This window comes from Bifidobacterium vansinderenii (assembly GCF_002234915.1).
Taxonomy (GTDB): Bacteria; Actinomycetota; Actinomycetes; order Actinomycetales; family Bifidobacteriaceae; genus Galliscardovia; species Galliscardovia vansinderenii.
In genome coordinates, this window is sequence record NZ_NEWD01000028.1 from 49,401 (window position 1) to 72,114 (window position 22,714).

At 61.5% G+C, this 22,714-nt stretch carries 17 protein-coding genes; 7 read left to right on the forward strand and 10 right to left on the reverse strand.

Annotated elements, in window-relative coordinates; genetic code table 11:
• Positions 1-396: 396 nt before the first annotated feature.
• Complete coding sequence (locus Tam10B_RS09665; RefSeq protein ID WP_093961039.1) at positions 397-789, forward strand: endonuclease domain-containing protein; 393 nt, start codon at positions 397-399, stop codon at positions 787-789.
• A 348-nt stretch (positions 790-1,137) separates the two neighbouring features.
• On the opposite strand, the gene Tam10B_RS09670 is transcribed toward Tam10B_RS09665, so the two are convergent.
• The 4 genes from Tam10B_RS09670 to Tam10B_RS09685 all read right to left on the reverse strand — a co-directional run bounded on the left by Tam10B_RS09670 (position 1,138) and on the right by Tam10B_RS09685 (position 7,215).
• Entirely contained in the window at positions 1,138-1,947 is an 810-nt protein-coding gene (locus Tam10B_RS09670) for an alpha/beta hydrolase (RefSeq protein WP_093961040.1), read from the reverse strand.
• Positions 1,944-2,684, reverse strand: a complete 741-nt coding sequence (locus tag Tam10B_RS09675; protein WP_093961041.1) for an SGNH/GDSL hydrolase family protein — start codon at positions 2,682-2,684, stop codon at positions 1,944-1,946. The genes Tam10B_RS09670 and Tam10B_RS09675 overlap by 4 nt, the downstream gene beginning before the upstream one ends.
• 32 nt (positions 2,685-2,716) lie before the next feature.
• Entirely contained in the window at positions 2,717-4,297 is a 1,581-nt protein-coding gene (locus Tam10B_RS09680) for a GDSL-type esterase/lipase family protein (protein WP_093961042.1), read from the reverse strand.
• Positions 4,298-4,503: 206 nt separating this feature from the next.
• The gene (locus tag Tam10B_RS09685) at positions 4,504-7,215 is read right to left on the reverse strand and encodes an exo-rhamnogalacturonan lyase family protein (RefSeq protein ID WP_093961043.1); all 2,712 of its coding nucleotides are present in this window, start codon (positions 7,213-7,215) and stop codon (positions 4,504-4,506) included.
• A 384-nt stretch (positions 7,216-7,599) separates the two neighbouring features.
• Between Tam10B_RS09685 and Tam10B_RS09690 the strand changes: the two genes are divergently transcribed.
• Complete coding sequence (locus tag Tam10B_RS09690; RefSeq protein ID WP_093961044.1) at positions 7,600-8,634, forward strand: LacI family DNA-binding transcriptional regulator; 1,035 nt, start codon at positions 7,600-7,602, stop codon at positions 8,632-8,634.
• A gap of 66 nt (positions 8,635-8,700) precedes the next feature.
• On the opposite strand, the gene Tam10B_RS09695 is transcribed toward Tam10B_RS09690, so the two are convergent.
• From Tam10B_RS09695 to Tam10B_RS09715, 6 genes are all read right to left on the reverse strand, one after another.
• Positions 8,701-9,372: an SGNH/GDSL hydrolase family protein gene (locus Tam10B_RS09695; RefSeq protein WP_093961045.1), complete on the reverse strand. Its 672-nt coding sequence runs from the start codon at positions 9,370-9,372 to the stop codon at positions 8,701-8,703.
• Positions 9,369-10,088, reverse strand: a complete 720-nt coding sequence (locus Tam10B_RS09700) for a hypothetical protein (protein WP_143248628.1) — start codon at positions 10,086-10,088, stop codon at positions 9,369-9,371. The genes Tam10B_RS09695 and Tam10B_RS09700 overlap by 4 nt, the downstream gene beginning before the upstream one ends.
• An 18-nt stretch (positions 10,089-10,106) precedes the next feature.
• Positions 10,107-11,450: a glycoside hydrolase family 28 protein gene (locus Tam10B_RS09705; protein WP_093961047.1), complete on the reverse strand. Its 1,344-nt coding sequence runs from the start codon at positions 11,448-11,450 to the stop codon at positions 10,107-10,109.
• A gap of 334 nt (positions 11,451-11,784) precedes the next feature.
• A complete protein-coding gene (locus Tam10B_RS13745; protein WP_269843599.1) occupies positions 11,785-11,916 on the reverse strand; it encodes a hypothetical protein in 132 nt (43 codons plus the stop codon).
• 466 nt (positions 11,917-12,382) lie between these two features.
• Positions 12,383-13,798, reverse strand: coding sequence for an MFS transporter (locus tag Tam10B_RS09710; RefSeq protein WP_198947580.1), 1,416 nt, complete (start codon positions 13,796-13,798; stop codon positions 12,383-12,385).
• Positions 13,799-14,058: 260 nt separating this feature from the next.
• Positions 14,059-15,483: an MFS transporter gene (locus Tam10B_RS09715; protein WP_093961048.1), complete on the reverse strand. Its 1,425-nt coding sequence runs from the start codon at positions 15,481-15,483 to the stop codon at positions 14,059-14,061.
• Positions 15,484-15,853: 370 nt separating this feature from the next.
• Here Tam10B_RS09715 and bglB point away from each other — a divergent pair, with 370 nt between their 5' ends.
• The 5 genes from bglB to Tam10B_RS09740 all read left to right on the forward strand — a co-directional run bounded on the left by bglB (position 15,854) and on the right by Tam10B_RS09740 (position 22,613).
• The gene (gene bglB / locus Tam10B_RS09720; RefSeq protein ID WP_093961049.1) at positions 15,854-16,960 is read left to right on the forward strand and encodes a beta-galactosidase BglB; all 1,107 of its coding nucleotides are present in this window, start codon (positions 15,854-15,856) and stop codon (positions 16,958-16,960) included.
• Between the two features lie 196 nt (positions 16,961-17,156).
• Entirely contained in the window at positions 17,157-17,966 is an 810-nt protein-coding gene (locus Tam10B_RS09725) for a gluconate 5-dehydrogenase (protein ID WP_198947581.1), read from the forward strand.
• Between the two features lie 251 nt (positions 17,967-18,217).
• On the forward strand, positions 18,218-18,856 hold the full coding sequence (locus Tam10B_RS09730; RefSeq protein ID WP_093961050.1) for an RpiB/LacA/LacB family sugar-phosphate isomerase: 639 nt from the start codon (positions 18,218-18,220) through the stop codon (positions 18,854-18,856).
• 299 nt (positions 18,857-19,155) lie between these two features.
• Positions 19,156-20,805 carry a glycoside hydrolase family 28 protein gene (locus Tam10B_RS09735; protein ID WP_093961051.1) on the forward strand — a complete coding sequence of 550 codons (1,650 nt, stop codon included), beginning with the start codon at positions 19,156-19,158 and terminating at the stop codon, positions 20,803-20,805.
• Positions 20,806-21,056: 251 nt separating this feature from the next.
• Positions 21,057-22,613 carry an MFS transporter gene (locus Tam10B_RS09740; RefSeq protein WP_093961052.1) on the forward strand — a complete coding sequence of 519 codons (1,557 nt, stop codon included), beginning with the start codon at positions 21,057-21,059 and terminating at the stop codon, positions 22,611-22,613.
• The last annotated feature ends 101 nt before the right edge of the window (positions 22,614-22,714 follow it).

Below are 22,714 nucleotides of genomic sequence, written 5' to 3' on the forward strand. Positions count from 1 at the left end.
GCACGACGACCACACGAAAGGAGCAGCCTATACGCCAATGAACTACTAGTTTCGGTTTTTTCTTCCTTGATCCCCCGCAGCGGAACCTTCCGACCGCCGCGGGGGATTTTTGTATGCGCATACGGCCAGTAGCGGTCCAGCGACCGTGGACGGGCCCAAGGCCCGGCAAAGCCTCTGCTCGCCTGCCGGCGCGGCCCTCCCTCAGTCGCGCTTCGCGCGCCAGCTCCCTCCATGGGAGGGAGCACCCGCCTCGTCCCTTCGTTCTCCCTCCCCGGGAGGGAGATGTCACGACGCATGTCGTGACAGAGGGAGGGCTCCGGCACCTCTACACGGCATTCTTTAAGCAGTCAGCAAAGAGAACAACCAGCCCCACACAAAATGCCTTTACCATGGATCATGGCTCAACGACGAACATTCAACACCAGCAACCGCCGACGATCACAGCACATGAGGAAAAATATGACCCCATGGGAACGCAGACTCTGGTTTGAGTTTCTCAATACATATCCGGTTCGTTTCCGACGTCAGCATCTCATCGGTAATTACATCGTCGACTTCTACTGTGCCAAAGCCGAACTGGTGATCGAATTGGATGGCGGAGGACACTTCCGCAATGGCGCCAGAGAGCAGGACAACAATCGCACCCACATGCTTGAGGCACGTGGACTTCGTGTCCTTCGTTTCGCAAATAACGATGTCGATCGCAAATTTGAAGGGGTATGCGCCGTAATCGACACTTCGGTTCAACAACGGATACGATCACGAGAAGGATTTCCGGAATCTGCTTGAGTCTGGAGCCCTCCCTCAGTCCGGCCTGCGGCCGGACAGCTCCCTCCCCGGGAGGGAGCACCCGCCTCGTCCCTTCGTTCTCCCTCCCGAGGAGGGAGATGTCACGACGCATGTCGTGACAGAGGGAGGGCTTGACACAAGCTCTGCCCCTCAACCATCGCCTAGCCCTCCAGGCACGAAAAAGGCTCCCTGCACGGTAGAGCGCAGGGAGCCTAAGGAAAGGGCTGATCCGACGGCCTGGCATGCGAAACGATGGCCTCCAAGCCCGTTTACGCACCGTCGGATCACGATTCAGTTATCTTGCTGCGGAAGCGTCGCGCAGCTGCTGCCGGCCGCGCGACGGGGAGTCTACAGCGTGCGCACCCAGTCGGCGGCGAGCTTGGGCCAGCATTCGGCGAGCGGCTGGTTGTAGGCGTCCTCCCCCACCGTGGTGGTCTCCGGGTTGGCGAGCGCCAGGCCGTGCGGACCGTAGGGGAAGATGTGCATTTCGAAGTGCACGCCGGCGCGACGCAGAGCCGTGGCGAACAGCAGGCTGTTTTCCACGGGCACGAGCTGATCCTCGAACGTATGCCACAGGAACGTAGGCACGGTGTCGGCGGTCACGCGCTTCTCCAGGGACAGTCGCTCGACGAGTTCGGGGTCGTCGGTGCCGACGAGGTTGTCGAACGAGCCGCGGTGGGCGAATTCGCCGGAGGTGATCACCGGGTAGCCGAGGATCATGCCGTTGGGCTTGAATCGGTTGGCCGGCATGCCGGTCTTGTCGACGAGCCACTGCTCGTTCCACATGGTGCCGAGGCTGGCGCACAGGTGTCCGCCGGCGGAGAATCCGCACAGGATGATCCGATCGGGGTCGATGTTGAATTCCTCGGCGTGGAATCGCAGGTAGGCGACCGCGCTGATGAGTTCGAGCAGCGACTGCGGGAACTTGGCCGGCGCCACGCTGTAGTCCAGCACGCAGGCCTGGAAGCCTTCGGCGACCATGCGCAGGGCGATGGGTTCGGCCTCGCGTTCGGAGCAGAAGTGATAGCCTCCGCCGGGCACGACGAGGATCACCGGACGCTTGCGGTCCGGGTCGATCGTCTCCCAGTTTTCAAGGAAGAACGTGCGCAGCGTGGCACTCGATCCATTGACGGACAGGGAGACCTTTTCGTTGATCATCGTGCTTCGCCTCCAAGCGCGGTCTTGAGCGCCTTGGTGATGATCGGCGCGTAGTACTTGTCGATGGCGGCGAAGTTCGGGTGCGTGCCGGACGGGTGCACGTCGGGGTCGGGGTAGGTGGCGGTCTCCGGGGTTCCGGGCAGTCCGTCAGTGCCGAGCATGTCGAACGAGTAGGTGACGCGCATGTCCTCGTTGCGCGCGTCGAGGTCGGTCTCGCCGAACACGTCGGCCACGGTGACGCCCCACTTCTTGCAGGCGGCGAGCTGTACCTGACGCAGGTAGTTCTGCACGGCCCAGTCGCGGCCGATCTTGGCTACGGCGAGATACACGATCGGCGTGTCCGGCCAGTGGCGACGGAACGCGAGGATCGTCGCCTCGAAGCATCCGGCGTAGGTGGTGAGGTCCAGTTCGGCCGGGTCCTTCGATTCGCTCACGGCGCCGAGGTATGCGGGGATGAGGTCGGGCCATGCGTCGTTGGCGCCGCCGTTGAACAGGATCACGTCCGGCTTGGGCTGATCGATGCCGACGAACTCGGCCTGCTGCAGGATCTGCCCTTCGAGGCCGTTGCGGATCGTGCTGAAACGGATGGTGGCACCGTTGCGGGCGCGCTTGACGAGGGTCATGCCCTCGTTGTCGGCCACGACGTTCACGCAGGAACGCTTGGTGTAGTAGTGTCCGTCGACGATGCTGTCGCCGAACGCGTAGAGGACCTTGCCCTTGAGGATGGAATCGGTCATGATGTTGCTCCTTTGCGATGTTGAGATTCGGTTCAGCCGAGATCGGCGCAGATGTCGTCGGATGCGGGGATGGTGACGGCGATGCGGCGCGGTTCGGTGACAACGGCGTCACGCCATGCGGTGACCGTGTAGACCACGTGGCGGCTCTGTCCTGGCAGCGGCAGGTCGTGGTACTCGGGCTTGATGATCACCTCTCGGTTGTAGACGCGTCCTTCGGCGTTGGTCTTTTCCACCACGTAGTAGTTGGCGTGCGGGGAGGCGGTCCAACTCAGGTTCACTTCGGCGCCGATGATGCCGGTGACGCCGTCGGCGGTCAGGTTCTCCACCGGTTCGGGCGAGCCCTGCTCCTCGTCGTGGAAGGCGAACTCCGGGTAGAGCGCGCCCAGTTCGCGGGCGACGATGCGGGCGTATGCCTTGGCGCCGGTGGTGCCGATATGCACACGGTCCCGAATGCCGTCGAGGTGGCGCGGGTACTGCAGGGCGGAGGCGCGCAGGAACACGGCGTCCACGTTCTCCTCGGGCAGCGCGGCGAGGTACTCCCCCGCAAGCTTGCGCAGATCGATGAGGGGCACGTCGTATTCGGCGGCATACGTGCGGGTGACGTCGGCGTATGGGTCGAGCGCCTCGCCCACGGCCACGCCGTCGCCCAACGGATACTGCGGGATGGCGGTGACGAGCACCGGGCGGGCGCCGCGGTCGGCCACGCTGATCACGTAGCGGTCGAGCCATGCGGCGTATTCGTCGAGCGGAATGTAGCGCATCGGACGGGTCTTCGATTCGTCGTTGATGCCGAACTGGATGAGCACCACGTCGTTCGGCGCGAGCGAGCCGAGCAGCTTGTGGAAGCGGTGTTCGTCGAGGTAGCTGCGCAGGCCGCGGCCGCCGAGAGCGCGATTATGGATGGTCGGGCCGTCGCCGGTGAACACGCGGGCCTGCGGCACGGTGGATGCGACGTCGTGCTCGTAGGAGAACCGGTGGTCGTTCATCAGGAACCAGGCCAGCCATTCGCCCCAGCCGGCCTGCGGAGCCTCCTCGGCGAAGTAGGTCTGCACAGTGGAGTCGGCGGCGATGAAGATGTGCGGGCGGTCGGTGCGGTTCTGTGCGATCGGCTCGTAGGAGAGCTGCGCCAGCGTGAGCTCGCCCCAGCCTGTGGTGGCGTCGTCGCGGCCTTCGACGGGCACGAAGGTCAGCTCGATGTCGCGGCGGGTCAGCTGCACGTCGAAGGCGATCTCGCGGCGCTGGTCGGGCAGCAGCGTGAACTGGGCGACGTCCTGTCCGTTGACGATGGCGCGGAACGCGCGTCCGATCTCATCGGTGCCGACCACTTCCGCGGTGATGCGATAGCCCTTGGACTGTGCGGGCACGGTGATTGCCGTACCGATGAAGTACGAGGTGCGGGCGATGGTGTTGGGATCGCCGTTAAGCGTATCGGATTCCTCGACGAGACGACGGGTCGCGAAGGCGAGACCATCGGAGCCGTATGCCTCTTCCGGTACCGGAGAGAGTTCGGGGACGCGGCGCTCGTATACGCCGTCGACCCAGCCGGCCGCCTCGTTCGGGTAGTCGCGCACGAATGCGTGCTCGTACGGCTGGGTAAAGATGATGGTGGTCATGATGGTTCCTTTGATAAGTAGGCATTCATGGGCTTCCCCTCGAGGGGAAGCCGTCGGCAACGCCGACTGATGAGGTGGCGCGACGGAGTCGCAGGAATACGCGGTATGAACGCGTGCCGCCCGTCACCTCATCCGACCGACTTCGCCGGCCACCTTCCCCTCAAGGGGAAGGAAATGGGTTTTAACGGTGGTTATGCCGGCGTGGATCAGGACTTGCGCTGGGTGTCGGGGCCAAGGCCGTCGGTCAGCTCGTCGGCTTCGGCAAGGGTCTTGGGAGCGTCATCGCGGATGAAGTCGAGAGTGACGATGGCGTTGAGGCACCACTGGGCCACGAAGTTGGTCTTGACCCACGGGTTCTCCCACGGGATCTCCTCGAGCTCGGCCTGGTTGCCCACGTTGTGCAGGGTCACGGTGTCGAATCCGGTGTGCTTGCCATCCATGAGCGCGTGGATCAGGTACTTCCACACCTTGCGTGCAATGGTCTTGTCTCCGTAGTATTCGGCGGCGTACGCGCCGATCGCGGAGGCGAAGAACGGGAACGGGTAGGCTCGGTCGGCCAGCGCGCCGTTCGATTCCTTGACCACTTCCTCATGCGGCAGGAAGTAGAAGCGTCCGAAGTCGGCCACCATCTTCGGCCAATCGGGGTCGTCGACGAGGTCCTTCATCTCGATCCACACCTCGGGGGCGCCCTGGCAGATGGCCAGGTGCACGCCGCCGGTGGACTCGTTGTTGATGAACCGCAGATGGCAGGTGTTCGGGTCGAACTCCATGTCCACGCCGGAGTTGAGCTGCAGGTCCATGGCCTTGATGTCGTCGATGCCGGTCTGGATCTTGTTGAGGAACTCCGGGGAGTTGGTGCGCTCGAGCTGGGTCATCCAGTCGGAGCACAGGCTCGACCAGTCCGGGCCGGAGCGGGCGTGGGCCGGGTAGACCATGGACTCCTTGTCGTACCAGTCGCCAAGCGGATCCTTCTCGAGGAAGGTCTTCTCCACATCGCCGAGCTCGTCGAACAGGTCCTCGAAGCGGCGGTCGCCGGTCAGGTAGTAGTACACACGGTGGTGGCCGGCCATGGAGATGCGGGCCTCCTTGCACGGGCAGCCCCAGTGACGCACGTTGTGGCGGGAGCCGAGTCCCTTGTACTTGCCCAGATGGTAGACGTCGACCTCGGAGACGTGGCGGCACAGCTTGCTGGCGATGTCGAAAATGTCCTCGCGGCCGGAGCGCAGGAACGCGTACCACAGCCAGTAGGTGGGCACCAGTTCGGCGTTGTCCCATGCGAAGCCGCCCATGTCGTAGCGCCACTGGTGGCGGGCGGAATCGTAGGAGTGCATGATGTCGCCGTAGTCGAACATGCCGTACCAGTTGCGCAGGTCGATCTCCTTCTTGTAGAAGGCGACGGCCTTGTCGAGCTGGTCCTCGAGCCAGTTCTCCATCTCGGTGTCGCGGCTCGGCAGCGACCAGCGGCCGAACGCGCCGAGCTCATGGTAGAACTCCGGGGATGCGAGGTACTGTTCGGGCTTGTCCACGGCCAGCGAGAAGTCGAGCAGCGTCTTGTCGTCGGGGATCGGCGTGGGACCGGCGGCGATGGAGAACTCGTTGGTGCAGGCGATGCCGTCCGGGTCGGCGCCCTTGTAGTCGTATCCCTCGTAGTACGCCCACTGGTAGCCGTCCTGTGCATAGTGGCGGAAGTCCATGGACGGGGCGTCCGGGCTCCACAGCCATACGGTCGCCGTGGCGGTGTCGGTCGTCAGTCCGGAGAACGTGTAGCCGGTGGGGTACTTCTGCCAGAAGTCCTTCACCGCCACCATCACGGAACCGGCTTCGGAGCCGAAGGACGCGCCGCCGCGGGTGCGCCTGCCATGCAGCGTGGTGATGCGGCACACCTGCTCGTCGGAGGTCTTCTTGGAGATGACGAAGTGCGTCGGGGAGTCCTGCACGACGTGGTATTCGTCCCACCACGGCATGTCCTTGAGCACCGTTTCGACCTTTTCGTTGTCGGAATCGGAGTTGGCGGTCTGGTTGAGCACGCCGGACGCGTCGATGGTCTCTCCGGTCTCGTCGCTCGGGTGGATGAGCTTGCCGGCCTGCTGGTCCTCGTACAGGTGGCTCGGGATCACCGGCTTCCAGGTGAGCAGCTGGGCGAGGCATTCGTGGATGGTGCCGTGATCGCCTTCGAAGCGCACGTGACGGTTGTACGGCTTGCCGGCCATGGGAGACTCGAAGCGCACGCCGAGGCCCTTCAAAAAGTCGTGGTTCTCGTCACCGTCGTAGACGAACGTGTGCTGGAAGTCGAGTCGTTCGGCGTCGTAGCCGACGGTCATGCGGATGATGAACGGCAGACGCTCGGTGCCGTCGGCCGACACGTGGGTGCCGGTGTAGCGAATCACGGTGACGAGCGGACCGGACGCCTCGAGCGTGATCTCGTCGACACGGCCCGTGAACGCGGTACGGCGGACCAGGTCGCCCTCATGTTCGCCCGCATTCGGGTCCTCGAGCTCCAGCACCGGCACGGCGTTGGAGGCGACGACGCGACCGTCGACGACGAACGATTCGAACAGTCGCTTGGTGGAGCGCCTGATCGTCACCGTCGCCCTGCCGGCGTCGATCGTGATGGCGTCGCCGTCGTCCTGGATGCGCTCGGCGTGGGCCGAGACTGTGGTCTTGCCGTCGGCGTCGTAGGTCAGTTCGGCGGAGGCACCCATCAGTCCGGCGTCGGCGGTGTGCGCCGCCCACTTGACCGATCCGTCCGGCCAGTACGCGGTGATGCGCGACTGCACCGGAATCGCCTTGCCCTGTTCATTGGTGAGCGCGAAATGGTTGTTGGCCGCGGCATCGGCCGACACGTCGCCACGCTTCCACATCGATCCGAACGTGGTGTAGCCGCTACTGCCGTTTCCTCGCATTGCGTGCAACTTCATTCGAGATTCATCTCCTTCCGACGCCCCCACACCGCATACGTCGTTGTGAATGAAGGCGAAGGCCGTCGTAACATCGTCGTTTTGGTCGGACCTCCGCCGCATACGCGGCGGAGGTCGTTTACTGCTGAATTTATCAGCGTCGTCTTAAAAATGCAGATCAACAAATATCAAATATTGCCAGATATCTGCTATTTCTTGATTCTGCTATTTTATCGATAACATTAATGATAGCAAAGGCATTACTCTTTGTAAAACACGAATAGACTTATCGATGTCATGACATTGACAACGTCCCTCGCAGTGTGCGTTCATGACGGTTACGATGGACCATGACGGTCCGGCGGGATGGCAGCAACTTCCCCGACTCGGTAGATAAGGAAGACGATGACGAACGATTCACAACGTCCCAGACCGACGATGGAGGATATCGCCCGCGCGGCGCACGTATCGGTGTCCACGGTGAGCCGCGCATTGGCCGATCACGGTGGTACCGCGGCCAGCACCAAGAGGCTCGTGCATCAGGTCGCCGCACAACTGGGCTACACCCCCAGCGACAAGGGACGAGCCAAGACCTGGCACTCCGGCATGGTGGGACTCGTCACCACGGACCTTGAAGGCCGACCGTCGCTGCCGGTGCTTATCGGGGCCGAAGACGCGCTGGGCCCGATGAAGCATTCCATCCTGCTGGCCAACTCGCGCGGCGACGCCAGATTGGAGACCAGCCGCATCGAACAGCTCATGTCCCGCAACGTCGACGGACTGCTCGTCGTCAACAAGTCCGTGGACCTGCGTTCCCCTATCCCCCGCTCGCTGACGGGGAACACGCCCGTCGTGTATGTGTACGGCCCGTCACGCGATCCCAACGATTGCTCCGTAACGGCGGATTTCGTTCAGGGCGCCCGATTGGCGATCGATCATCTGATCGACTGCGGACGCACACGGATCGCGGTGATCGGCGGGCTTGAACATGCACGCGCCACGGCCGAACGCATGATCGGCGTGGAGCACGCGTTCGCCATGCATGGACTCCGCCCGGCGGCCCCGCCACGATTCGGCAACTGGGACGTCTCGTGGGGACGCAAGGCCGCCGAACTGCTGCTGCGCGACGGCATACCGTTCGACGGACTGTACTGCTTCAACGATCGCATCGCCCGTGGCGCATTGGAGACGCTTATGGGACACGGCCTGCACGTGCCCGACGACGTGGCGGTGATCGGACACGACAACTGGGAGCAGCAGATCGTCGATGCCGCCGTGCCGCTCACCACCGTGGACGGCAACTGCGAGCGCATCGGCCGAGTGGCGGCGATGGTGCTGCTCGACGCCATCCAAGGCAATCCCCATCACGGCATGATCACGGTTCCGGGCAACCTGATCCAGCGCGCCTCCACGCCTTCCCCCGCTCCCCCGAAGAAGTGACATCCTAAGGGCAGCCCGGAGACAGTCCTCTCGGCGGACCGATGGAGAACGCCGACCGGGGCGGCCTCAGAACGCCACGAACCGAAGCAACTCCGCGGCAATGCGCCGGGACAACCGGTCATACCCGACGATGCTGTAATGCAGACCATCCGGCAGATACTCCGGCTGATGCTCCGGCATCAGCGCCGACATACCGGATTCGTTGAACATGTCGATGACGGGAATGCCATACCATGCGCACACCCGCTTCATGGCGTCGGCATAGTCAGCCTGTTGCAGACCGGCGGCATTGCGGTCGAAGAACGCGGGGAAATGCCCGTGATCCACCCCTCCGGTCTTCGCCGATGTCATGAACACGATGTCGGCGGCCGGATACCGGTGAACGAGTCCGCGAACCAGCGTATCGACCGCGCCGAAGAAGCATCGCACGTCGGTATCGCCCATATCGCCGAGCGGCAATCCATAGTTGAAATCGTTGACGCCGCCGAACACGAGGACGATGTCGGCGTCGGGATCCATGGTCTCATAGCGTTCGATGAAACTGTCGGTGCGGTCGGGATGCTTGGCAACGCTACACCCCTTGATGCCGTAGTTGCGCAACGTTCCAGCTCCAAGCAGCCGCTGCAAATGGGCCGGCCAGGAGATCGTCGGACCGCCGCCACGAGTACCATCGTCGCCCCATGTGGTGGAATCGCCGAGACAGTTGATGGAGACCCGTGAGAAATCGCGCGTCATCATGATTCTTCTCCCCGGCTCGACGATCGTCCGAAATCGAACAGTGTGTCGATGACGAGGAAGTCGGAGCCGTTCGCCTCGGGAAAATGATTGAAATGCGATGCCGGGTCGACGGCGATCCACTCCTCGATTTCCCTCGACGGACCATCGGCGCCGCTGATGCTTTGCCGTCCGCGATCGCGCGGCGTCTCGAAATAGCTGAACAGCATATTGTCGTGGATCGAGATGAACTGGTAGCGGTCGCCCACGAACGTGCCCTCGCGCACGATGGCCTGATGATGGCACACGTATTCCATGAGCTTGTCCGGATACAGCACGGCGATGCGACCGCACCGGGCGTCAGGGGCCGGCCTGCGCGTGTAATAGTCCACGCTTTTCGGCTCGTCGAACCAGAACACCGGATGCATGTACGCCCATTCGACGTCCTCCACGTCGCGACCGCGCATGGCGGGGAACGGGCGGAGCAGGCCATGCAGCCATCCCCACGTGTCCGGGGCGACGCGGATCGATTCAAGATCGGGGCGATCGCCCTCGTAGATATGCTCGGTGTAGAGGAACAGCTGCTCCCCGTGCCGGTAGAGGCCCGCGGTGAGCAGCGTGCCGTCGTCCACCATCGTCTGCGCTCGGTCGGAAGCCTCTCGCAGCGCCCTGTCCAAAGCCGCTGAATCGATTCCGGGTTTCAGCACCGCCCTGTACGACGCCCGTTCCACATTCGCCATGATCATGCTCCTTCCATGTCACCGCTCACGCAGGTCCACATCCACGCGCTCGCTCGATTCGGTCTCCACGAGCGGGAATCCGAGGAACTCCCCCTCGCGCCGCACCACGCCGGACACGGTGATGTCACGGCCATGCCGCACGTATACGGTGGGGATGTCGTGCTCGTAGACGTCACGCACGCTCGGCTGCTCGTCGAACACGTCGGGCTTCTGCGTGCCCTGCACACGCTGGGTGAGATGCAGGTCGGAGATGTCGACGTTCTCGATTACGGCGTTCTCCTCGCCGGCGATGAATACGCCCGACTCGCAGGTCATGTAAATATGGTCGAACGTGATGTCGCGGATCACGCCCGGCAGCGGCGACGACGGGGTGACGCGCGGCGTCGCGGAGATGAAGATCGGCTCGCCCTTGCCCCACCAGCGCGGCGCGAACTCGCGCTGCGGGCAGTCGGCGTAATGCCGGGTGTTGCCGGAGACGTGATGCACATGGATGTCCTCGACGGTCGCACCGTCTCGCACCCAGATGCCCACGCCGCGCGAGCAGTCGCGGAACACGCAGTCGGAGAGCACCACGTGGCGGATCGCGTTCGCGGTCTCGGTGCCGATCTTCAGCGCGGAGTCGTGCGAATACAGCACGCAGTTGGAGATCACAACGTTTTCGCATGCGCCGTATTTGGCGGCCATGGGCGGGGTGTTCTTCACAACGATCGCGTCGTCGCCGCCCTTGACGATGCAGTTGGTGATCGTCACGTCCTGGCAGGTGTCGGGGTCGATGCCGTCGTTGTTGGCGCCGCGCACGTCGTTGAGGATGCGCACGCCGTCGACGATCACATGCCGGCAGCCGGCCATGTGCAGGGTCCAGAACGCGGCGTCGCGGAAGGTGACGTCGCGCACGGTGAGGTTCTCCACGTCCTCGAAGAACGTGGTGCGCGGGCGCTCCCACGCGGGGGTGCGCACGTTCTTGGGACATTCGTGCAGGCCGCCGTCCGCGTCGTCGTCATAGAACACCTTGTCGCCCTGGCCGTAGATGGTGCCGTGGCCCTCGATGGTGATGTTCTCGGCGTGGCGGGCGAACAGGAAGCAGCCACCGGTCCAGCCGGCGTTCTCAGTGTCGTCGTCGAATTCGGCCGCGAAGTCGATGCCGTCGGCGAGGTCGAGGCTGCCGATCAGCCATGCGCCGGTGGCCAGATGCAGGGTGACGTTGCTTTTGAGTACCAGTGCGCCGGTGAGGAACCGGCCGGTCGGGACGATCACGCGGCCGCCGCCGGCCTCATGCGCGGCATCGATCGCCTTCTGGATAGCTTCGCGGTTGTTGGTTTCGCCATCGGCGATGGCGCCGTAGTCGGTGATCAGATAGGTCATGTCGTGTTCTCCTTTGAAGTAATGACATCGTTGACAATCAGTGATTGCGATCATACCGACCGAAGTTCCTGCATACCGCGCATCCGACGGTTTTTGCAATTTTGCAATGCCTAGGGACCACCACCCGCCATGCCCGCTCCCGCATGGCCGGTCTCGGGAACACGGTGGAGGAAATGGTTCGAGATGACATGGGACCGGTAAAAAGGCATAAAAAAATCCCGCCGCTGTGGCGAGACCTCGATAGGCGTTTGGTTTGCGGCTCATCGCCGCGGGGAAGGTGGAGTACGGACGCCTTTGGCCGTATTACCTTGTTCGTGCTGATCTACTCAGCGGATCACTTGTCCTGATCGGCAAGGATCTCGTGGCCGAGCTCGGTCATGGTCTTGGCCATGGAGTCGTTCATGTAGGCCATGTCAGCGAAACCAGCCATGGCGAGACCGCGCATCATGTTCTTCTTGAAGGACATCGTAATTACCTCTTTCTTTGCTTGGCATCGGCGTTGCCGTCGATGTTGTTGTTGATCATCATCTCGTGATGACACTCAACAATATAGAGCTATTCAGTGGTAACTGCGTAAAAAGTATCCATCATTTGCCCAAGTCGGCAATAATCGGCAGACGCTTGTGCTTCCGCGCGCAAGAAATGGTAGAAAATGTGACCTTTTAGAGAGCACTCAGAACTCGGAGATTGCTAAATCCGAACCCTGAAATTCCGCGGCTCCGTTTTTGCAATCTTCAAGTTCTGACGTGCCTCCCAAGTAGCCCACGCCCAATACGCACATATCCTCACACATTTCAGGCGAAATGCACCATCATGGCACAAACGAAGCGGTGGCCCGTCGACGATTGTCATCAGGCCACCGCTCGGATCCCCGAGACGCAAGCGTCAGGTGCGCCTGCGCCGCCTATCGGAGAAAATCCGCCGTATCGCCGTCAGGCCTCGAGCTTGGCGCGATCCTCGGCGAGGATACGCTCGGTCTCGGCAATCTCCTTCTTGCCCAGCGGGTACCAGAAGGCCAGAATCAGGGCCGCGATGCCGAGGCACACCACCGGCAGCAGCGTGGCCAGAGCGTACACACCCTGCACGGTGCCGGCGGACTGGACCACCGCATGGCCTGCGGTGCTGGACTGGTAGCCGATGAGTCCCAGCAGGATGCCGCTGATGCCGTTCGACGCCGCCTGGCCCATCTTGCGCGCCCAGGAGTTCAGACCGTAGATCGTACCGTCCTCACGGATCTTCGTGATGGCCTGATGATGGTCGATGACATCGGTGATGAACGCCCACACCATCAGGTTGAAGTAGCCCGCGCCGATCGCACCGAAGAACATGAGCACCAGGTACACACGCCAGTCGGTCAGATGCACGAAGTACATGATGCCGTAGATCACCACGGCGAACACGAGCGTGACGACGGCGGATTCGCGCTTGCCGAACTTCTTGGCGATGCCGGTGGCGAACGGCGCGAGCACAAGCACGGTGATGTAGTTGAACATGACCGCGATGGCCATGCCGGTCTTGTTGTGGAAGTAGGTGTCGAACAGGTAGGTCTGGTTGATCGAGGCGAGCTGCTGGTTGATCACCACGAAGAAGTCGGTCACGATCAGGGCAAGCAGGGCGCGATCCTTGAACATGGAGGTGACCATCTTCTTGGCGTCGAGCTTGCGGCCGGCCTGCACGTTGGTGCGCTCGGTGGTGCAGCGGACGGTGATCTCGTAGGAGATCCACGCCAGGATGCCGCACACAATGGCGATGATGAAGAATCGCGTACCGGAGAGCACCTGCTCGCCCGCGGCGTTGGTCTCGTACATGAACAGCGGGATCGTGTAGCCGGTCAGGGCGCCCGCGATGGCGGAACCGGTGGAGCGGAACGTGGAGAGCGATGCGCGCTCGTCGGACTTGGCGCTCAGCGCGGAGGCGAGCGCGCCGTACGGGATGTTCACGGTCGACAGGAACACGTTGAACAGCACGTAGGTCACGGCGATGTACGCCACCTTGGCCGGCAGCGCCCATCCGGCCACCACGGGCAGGAACAGCATGATCGCCACGATGATGAACGGGTAGCGGAAGCGGCGAATCCACGGACGGAAGCGGCCCTCGCCCGGCTTCGCGACGCTTTCGTCTGCCTTGTTGCCCACATACACGTCAACGAACGCGTCGAAGATCTTCGTCAGCATCATGGTGATGCCCACGATGGCGGCCGGCACGCCCAGGCCGTCCGTGTAGAACTTGAGCACAAAGCCGTTGACAAGGCCAAGAATGAAGCAGTTGCCAACATCGCCGAACATGTAGCCGATCTTGTCCTTGAGACCAAATGGCGGCAATGACTGTACCTTGTCCGTTGCAGACATGATTCCTCCCGATACGTCCTTGTATACGCATGCGCTTCCGTGCACATCGCATAATCGGATAGTTTTCTATGAGTTTCGGTTCTTCCGTGAGCCGGTACGCAACAATCTAACAGTGACGAAATTCACACATGTGGCAAAGATTATCAAAATTTGGTAAGAAACTATCCGGTTTTGACACCGCCTACGTCAGGGGAACTGCCCAAAACGCCAAACGGGTCCCATCCGGGGAAACGGATGGGACCCGAAGGAAATCCAAACCGTCAGGCCTCGGTCTTCTCGGCTTCGAGCTTGGCGCGATCCTCGGCGAGGATGCGCTCGGTCTCGGCGATCTCCTTCTTGCCCAGCGGGTACCAGAAGGCCAGAATCAAGGCAGCCACACCCAAGCACACCACCGGCAGCAGCGTGGCCAGAGCGTACACGCCGTGGACCGTGCCGGCGGACTGCGCGACGGCATGGCCGGCGCTGGACTGGTAGCCGATCACGCCGAGCAGAATGCCGCTGATGCCGTTGGATGCGGCCTGACCCATCTTGCGCGCCCAGGAGTTCAGACCGTAGATCGTACCGTCCTCACGCAGCTTGGTGATGGCCTGATGATGGTCGATGACATCGGTGATGAACGCCCACACCATCAGGTTGAAGTAGCCCGCGCCAATGGCGCCGAAGAACATCATGACCAGATAGATGCGCCAGTCGGTGATCTGCATGAAGTACATGGCGCCGTAGATCACCACGGCGAACAGCATGGTGGCGATGGACGTCTCGCGCTTGCCGAAGCGGCGGGCGAACCTGGTGGCGAACGGCGCGAGCACGAGCACGGTGATGTAGTTGAACATCACGGCGATGGCCATGCCCTCCTTGCTGTGGAAGTAGGTGTCGAACAGGTAGGTCTGGTTAATCGAGGCGAGCTGCTGGTTGATCACCACGAAGAAGTCGGCGACGATCAGGGCAAGCAGCGCACGGTCCTGGAACAGCGAGGTGACCATCTTCTTGGCGTCGAGCTTGCGACCGGCCTGCACGTTGGTGCGCTCGGTGGTCAGGCGCACGGTGACCTCATAGGAGCAGAATGCCAGCGTGGAGCACACGACGGCGATGAAGAAGAAGTTCCACGCGGAGATGGACTGCGTGCCGTCTGCCGCCGTGGAGTACATGAAGATCGGGATCATGTAGCCGGTGATCACGTTCGGGATGGCGGCGCCCACGGAACGGTAGGTGGACAGCGACGCGCGCTCGTCGGACTTGGCGCTCAGCGCGGAGGCGAGCGCGCCGTACGGGATGTTCACGGTCGACAGGAACACGTTGAACAGAATGTAGGTCACGGCGATGTAGGCGATCTTGGCGTTGAGCGACCAGTCCGCCACCACGGGCAGGAACAGGAGCACGACGACGATCACGAACGGGTATCGGAATCGGCGGATCCACGGGCGGAAGCGGCCTTCGCCCGGCTTGACGGTGCTTTCGTCGGCCTTGTTGCCCACGTACACGTCGATGAAGGCGTCAAGGAATTTGGTGAGCATCATCGTGACGCCCACGATGGCCGCGGGCACGCCCAGACCATCCGTGTAGAACTTGAGTACGAAGCCGTTGACCAGGCTCAGGATGAAGCAGTTGCCGACGTCGCCGAACGCGTAGCCGATCTTGTCCCTGATACCGAATGGCGGCACCGTCTTTGGTGTACTCGTTGCCATTGTTCCTCCCACTGCTGTCGTCATTCGCACACACTTCGTACGGACGACGTGTTGATTGATTTGCGGCCCCTCTCCGGGTCGATAGTGAATCTATCAGCGAGAAAACAGACAGAATGAACAAAATCTATCCAATAATGATTAGAACATGACATCTTTTGAAAGAATCTGTGAATTTTCAACGATAACATTGCCTTGTTAGATAGCTCACAATTCACAGCTATGCGATATTGCAAAGCAATGATCTAATTTCGATAGTTTTACGTCAAGAACTGTCAATATTCTGCCTTATTCACCCCGGTCATCCTCGTAGACTGAAAACCGCAAACGTACCACAGGCATCAACGTAGATACCGGAAAAGAGGAACACACGATGACCGACGTCACCACCGACAAGCCAACACGGGAGCTCATCCAGAGCAAGATCGATCTGATGATCGACAACCTCACCACCATCAACGACACCGACGGCAAGTTCCTGCTCCGCTTCGGCGACGTGGTGGTCGATGACAAGAGCTGGAAGGTCTGGAACTGGCCGCAGGGCGTTGGCCTCTACGGCATCTACAAGAACTACAAGCTCACCGGCAACCCCAAGGCCCTCAAGGTCGTCACCGACTGGTTCAACAACGCCCTGGCCGAGGGATCCCCCTCCAAGAACGTGAACACCATGGCCCCGCTGCTCGCCATGGGATGCCTCTACGAGGACACCGGCGACACTCGCTTCTACCCCTACCTCGACCAGTGGGCCAAGTGGGCCATGGAGGACATGCCCCGCACCACCGGCCGCGGCATGGCGCACATCACCTACGAGGACCCCCACTACGAGCAGCTGTGGGACGACACCCTGATGATGACGGTGATGCCGCTCGCCAAGATCGGTCGACTGCTCGACCACCCCGACTACGTGGAGGAGGCCAAGTACCAGTTCCTCATCCACGCCGAGTACCTGATGGACAAGAAGACCGGCCTGTGGTTCCACGGCTGGAACTTCAACCGTCGCGACAACTACGCCGGCGCCCTGTGGGCACGCGGCAACTGCTGGATCACCATCGGCATCCCCGAGTTCATCGAGATCGCGGGACTCAAGAAGGGTGATCTGATGCGCGAATGGCTCATCACCATCCTCAACCGTCAGGTCGAGGCGCTCGCCAAGCTCCAGGACGAGTCCGGCATGTGGCACACCCTGCTCGACGATCCGAACTCCTACGTGGAGTCCTCGGCCACCGCAGGCATCGCGTACGGCATCCTCAAGGCGGTGCACCGCCGCTACATCGACCCGAAGTACGCGGCCGTCGCCGAAAAGGCGATCAAGGCGCTGCTCGGCCAGATCGACGAGCACGGCGAAGTGCAGAACGTCTCCGTGGGCACCGGTCTGGAAGACAGCCTCGACTACTACCGTAATATCGATAAAACGGCAATGCCGTACGGTCAGTCGCTCACCGTGCTCGCCTTCACCGAATACCTCGTCTCGTTCTGCTAGCTAGTCTGCGCACTACTTGCCCGAAGTTGCATCATCGAGTTTTGTTGCGTAATATTCTGCAACAAAACTCGGCAACAGAATATTTGCCAATCAGTAGTATTGTTTATTCTGTAAGACAAGTATCAACGACGAACCAACAGACATCATCCAAAAACAACAACAGAACCACCAACCACCACTACAGAAAGAAGGAAACATGGCAGAAGGATTCTCCATGGACAGCTTCTCCCTCAAGGGCAAGCTCGCCCTGGTGACCGGCGCCACCTACGGCATCGGCTTCGCCATCGCATCCGCCTACGGCCAGGCCGGAGCCGAAATCGTGTTTAACGATCGCGACGAATCCAAGATCGAACAGGCCGAAAAGGACTACGCCGCCCTCGGCATCACCGCCCACGGCTACAAGTGCGACGTCACCGACGAAGACGCCGTCAACGCCATGGTCAAGGACATCAACGACAAGTACGGCGTCATCGACATCCTCGTCAACAACGCCGGCATCATCAAGCGCATCCCGATGACCGAAATGAGCGCCGCCGACTTCCGCCAGGTCGTCGACATCGACCTCAACGGCCCGTTCATCGTCTCCAAGGCCGTCATCCCCGGCATGATCGAAAAGGGCCACGGCAAGATCATCAACATCTGCTCCATGATGAGCGAGCTCGGCCGCGAGACCGTCTCCGCCTACGCCGCCGCCAAGGGCGGACTCAAGATGCTCACCCGCAACATCTGCTCCGAGTACGGCGAAGCCAACATCCAGTGCAACGGCATCGGCCCCGGCTACATCGCCACCCCGCAGACCGCCCCGCTGCGCGAGCGCCAGGCCGACGGCTCCCGCCACCCCTTCGACCAGTTCATCATCGCCAAGACCCCCGCCGCCCGCTGGGGCACCCCCGACGACCTCAAGGGACCGGCCGTCTTCCTCGCCTCCGACGCCTCCGACTTCGTCAACGGCCACATTCTCTACGTCGACGGTGGCATCCTCGCTTACATCGGCAAGCAGCCGTGAAAATAACGACGGAGTGTTTTCGGCCTTACGGCGGGCTCGACGTACCATCCGTACGCCTTCGCCCGGCGATGGCCGAAACCACACACGTCGTTATTTTCACTCCGGATGATCCGAAATACAACTAAAAATCCCCACCCCCATCATGCTCCCTCCTTGGGAGGGAGCTGTTCGGCCGAAAGGGCGGACTGAGGGAGGGAACGGCACCCAGACACTTCAATTCACCATCCAATCATCAAAGGAAACCACACATCATGCGCATCGCACTCATCAACGAGAACTCGCAGGCCGCCAAGAACGGCCTGATCTACGACGCCCTGAAGAAGGTCGCCGACGAGAAGGGCTTCGAGGTCGACAACTACGGCATGTACGCCGCCGATGACGACGCCCAGCTCACCTACGTGCAGAACGGCATCCTCGCCGCTGCCATCCTCAACTCCGGCGCCGCCGACTTCGTCGTCACCGGCTGCGGCACCGGCGAGGGCGCCATGCTCGCCCTCAACAGCTTCCCCGGCGTCATCTGCGGCCACGTCGAGGACCCGCTCGACGCCTACACCTTCGCCCAGATCAACGACGGCAACGCCATGGCCATCCCGTTCGCCCTGAAGAACGGTTGGGGCCAGGAGCTCCAGCTCAAGTACATCTTCGAGCAGATGTGGCTCGAGGAGCCGGGCAGCGGCTACCCCAAGGAGCGCGTCGTTCCGGAGCAGGCCAACAAGAAGATCCTCGACGGCGTGCGCGCCGCGGCCTACAAGCCGCTCGTCGAGATCTACAAGGCCCTCGACCCGGAGCTCGTGAAGGGCGCCTTCGCCGGCGAGCACTTCAAGGAGCTCTTCGAGGCCAACGCCAAGGACGGCGAGGTCAAGGACTACGTCCTCGGCCTGCTCGCCTGATTTACTGATCCGCATGGACCGCGGTCGCACAGCATAGTCTTAAGTCCCATCGCAAGGAGGCGGCCATAGCACTCATCTCTTTCTTCTGAACTCTCCAAAGATCGGTTTTGGACCGTCACGCACCGCCATCGCGCAGCGCGTGACGGTCTTTTTTGCCTTCTTCGGCAAACATTGGCAACAAAAATTTTGTTTTGCGCAACAGAAGCATATCCTGATGCCATCAATGGTGATGCATCACCATGCAACACTTTTTGCGAGTTCAATGCGACGATGCTGGACACAGGGAAAGGGACACGACAATGCAACTCAATGTCGTCTGGAAATGCGCGCGCGCAGCGGTCGTGGAAGTCACGGAAAACAGTATCTACCACACCGAAAAGCCTTGGAATATCTATCTTAACGACGAGTTCTACGGCACCACCGACACCGTGGAGACCTACATCGACGGACTTGAACCGCAGACGACGTACTCCATTCGCTACGAACGTCGCCACAAAGAAAACAATGACAACATTACTGGCGAATCAGGCAACAAAAAATCTCATCAGTGCAATTCTTTTGCCGATGCCACTGAAACCATCAGCGGCATTCTGGTGACCGACGATGAGACGTTCACGCTCGATGTCCGTGATTTCGGCGCAGCCGGCGACGGCGAGCGCGATGACACGATCAGCATCCAGGCGGCCATCATGAGCTGTCCCCCGCAGGGCCGCGTGCTCGTGCCGGCCGGCGACTACCGCATCAAGAACCTGTTCCTCAAGAGCGACATCGCGCTCGAGCTGGCCGAGGGCGCCACGCTTCGCGCACGTCACGACCGCGAGAACCTCGCCTACCTGCCCGGCAACATCGAAGGCAAGGCGGGCGCCGGCTACGCCGGTACGAACCTGCTGCCCATGGGCCGCTGGGAGGGTGAGAGCATGCCGATGTTCTGCGGCATTCTCTCCGGCATGGCCGTGAGCAATGTCACCGTGTACGGCCGCGGCGCGATCGACGGTGGCGCGAACGCCGACGAGGACAACTGGTGGCATGACCCCAAGCGCATCCGCATCGCCGCGCGCCCGCGCATGATCTACCTGAGCGACTGCGAACGCATGGACTTCGCCGGCATCACCGTGCGCAACTCCCCCAGCTGGAACATCCATCCGGTGCTGTCGCGCGATCTCGGCTTCTGGTGCCTGAGCATCGAAGGCCCCAAGATCTCCCCCAACACCGACGGCCTGGATCCGGAGTCCTGCACGAACGTGACGATCAAGGGCTGCCATTTCTCGGTGGGCGACGACTGCATCGCCGTCAAGAGCGGCAAGATCGACATGCCGCGCGAGCTGCGTCCGGCCTGCCGCAATCTGCTGATCGACCAGTGCTACATGCACGACGGCCACGGTTCGGTGGTGCTCGGCAGCGAGGCCGCCGGCGGCATCCGTGGTCTGATCGCACGCAACTGCCTGTTCGAGCGCACCGATCGCGGCCTGCGCATCAAGACCCGTCGCGGCCGTGGCAGGGACAGCGTCTACGAGGCGATCACGTTCGACCATATTCGCATGGACGGCGTGCTCACGCCGTTCGTGGTCAACTCGTTCTACTTCTGCGACAAGGACGGCAAGACGGACTACGTGCAGAACCGTGAGGCGCTGCCGGTGGACGAGCGCACGCCGAAGGTGGCGTCGCTGATCTTCAACGACATTCAGGCGACGAACTGTCATGCAGCCGCCACGTACATCACCGGCCTGCCGGAGAGCAAGGTGGGGCGCGCGGAGTTCCACAACGTGCACGTCTCGTATGCCGACGACGCGAAACCGGCCAAGCCCGCGATGGCGTGCGGCGTGGAACCGATGGCCCGTCAGGGCATCATCGCGCAGAACGTGGAGCGTCTGGTGCTCGACGATGTGACGATCGACGGGCAGGACGGCGACGAGCTTCAGCTGACCAACGTGGACCGCGTGGAGCGGTAGGAACAAAGGGAGGACGCGAAAAAACATCACATCATACCAGCCATAGCATCGCGTGACTGGACGGCCGCACACCGTCCGGCCACGCGGCACCGGGCCCAAAGACGAATCCGGTGCCATGCGATCATGAACGATCGCCCCTCGGCGTTCGGCCTGCATTGTGGCAGGCGCTGCGCCGGCACACACATCGATCAATCGATTAACCAACCAATCAGAGCACATCGCTCGGAACACATCTACAGAGGAACAACGATATGTTCAGCAAAATCGGCAAGAAGCGGAAGATCACGCTGTGGACGCGCATCGGATTCGGCATGGGAGGCCTACTGAATTCCGGCGCGTTGACCTTCACCCATACATATTTGGTGATGTTCGTTTCCACCGAAGCCGGCCTGTCCGCAGGCGAGGCCGCCATCATCGCGTCAGCTGCGATCTATCTCGACGCCGTGCTGGCGCCGCTGATGGGATTCTTCTCCGACAACTTCTATGCCACCCGCATTGGTCGCAAGTTTGGACGCCGTCGCTTCTGGATTCTGGCCGCCATCCCGATGATGATCGCCGAACCGCTGATCTTCCTGGTCACGCCATTCGGCTTCGGATACTATCTGGCCTGCTATCTGGTCTATAACGTCGGCTATTCGTTCGCATCCACATCTCTGGTGCCGCTCGCTATCGAAATGACCGATGATTTCAAGGAACGCGGTTATCTGACCGGCATGAAGCGCATCTTCGGAAATGTCACAGGCTTCCTGATGGCCGCGTTGACCGCGTTCGGCTTTGGCGTGTTCGGTGAAAACAATCCGCATTCCTACTTCATCATCGCCTGCATCAACGCCGCGATCATGATCTTCGGTCTGGTGACCTTGTACCTGAGCACATGGGAGAAGAGCCCGTCCGAAGTTGCCGAAGAAAAGATTGTCAGCGTGTGGGAAGGCGTCAAGAAGCTTGTCATCGATGTTCTGTCCACGTTCCGCAATAAGGCATTCCGTCGTCTGTTGTATGCGTGGATGCCTTCTCAGGTCGCCGCATCCGTCTGGTCTGCCTCCTACAGCTATTTCATCGTATTCACCCTCGGCATCACCAAAGCGTGGGCTTCGGGTTCCGAAATGCCCGGCAAGATCGTCGCCATCGTCTGCATGGCTGTCTGGGTGCCGATTCTGGTGAAGAAGGGCTTCCACAAGCCGTACTACTTCGCCGTGCTGGGTGCCGCCGTCTCAATGGCCGTATTTGTAACGTTCGGCGTGCTGCAGTTTACTGATGCCATCCCCGTTGCCACAGTAATGATCGCCTATCCGATCGTGTTCTGTGTCTGGAAGTTCTTCTACGCTGGCTTCCAGTATCTGCCCGACGCCATGCTCAACTACGTACCCGATGTGGATGAGCTCATTACACTGCGCCGCCGCGAGGGCATCTACTCATCCGCTCAGCGTCTGGTCCAGCAGCTGCTGCAGGCCATCGTGACCACTGTATTCGGTTTCATCCTGCTGTCCTCCGGCTTTATCAGCACCAAGGCTGGCGAAACGGTTGAACAGCCGATCTCCGTACCGATCACAGTATCCGTCACCCTGCTCGTGGGCTGCTGCCTGATGTTCATTCTCTCCGCCTGCCTTGCCCCTATGCTCAAGCTGGACAAAGACACCTGTGCAGTTGTCACCGGCGAGGTGGAGCGAGTGAAGGCCGGCGGCCTGATGAAGGACGTAGACCCCGAGGTCAAGAAGGTGTGCGAGGAGCTTTCCGGCCTGCCATATGAGAAGTGCTTCGCGCACAACACCATCGGCTATCAGGAGGAGGAGATCAAGCCCGCCGCCTGATACCGGCCCTGCACCTTCCGGCTCCCCTCCTTGAGGGGAGCTGTCCGCGTCAGCGGACTGAGGGGAGTTTCGGCCCGAGCACCGTTCACCACCCGGCTCCC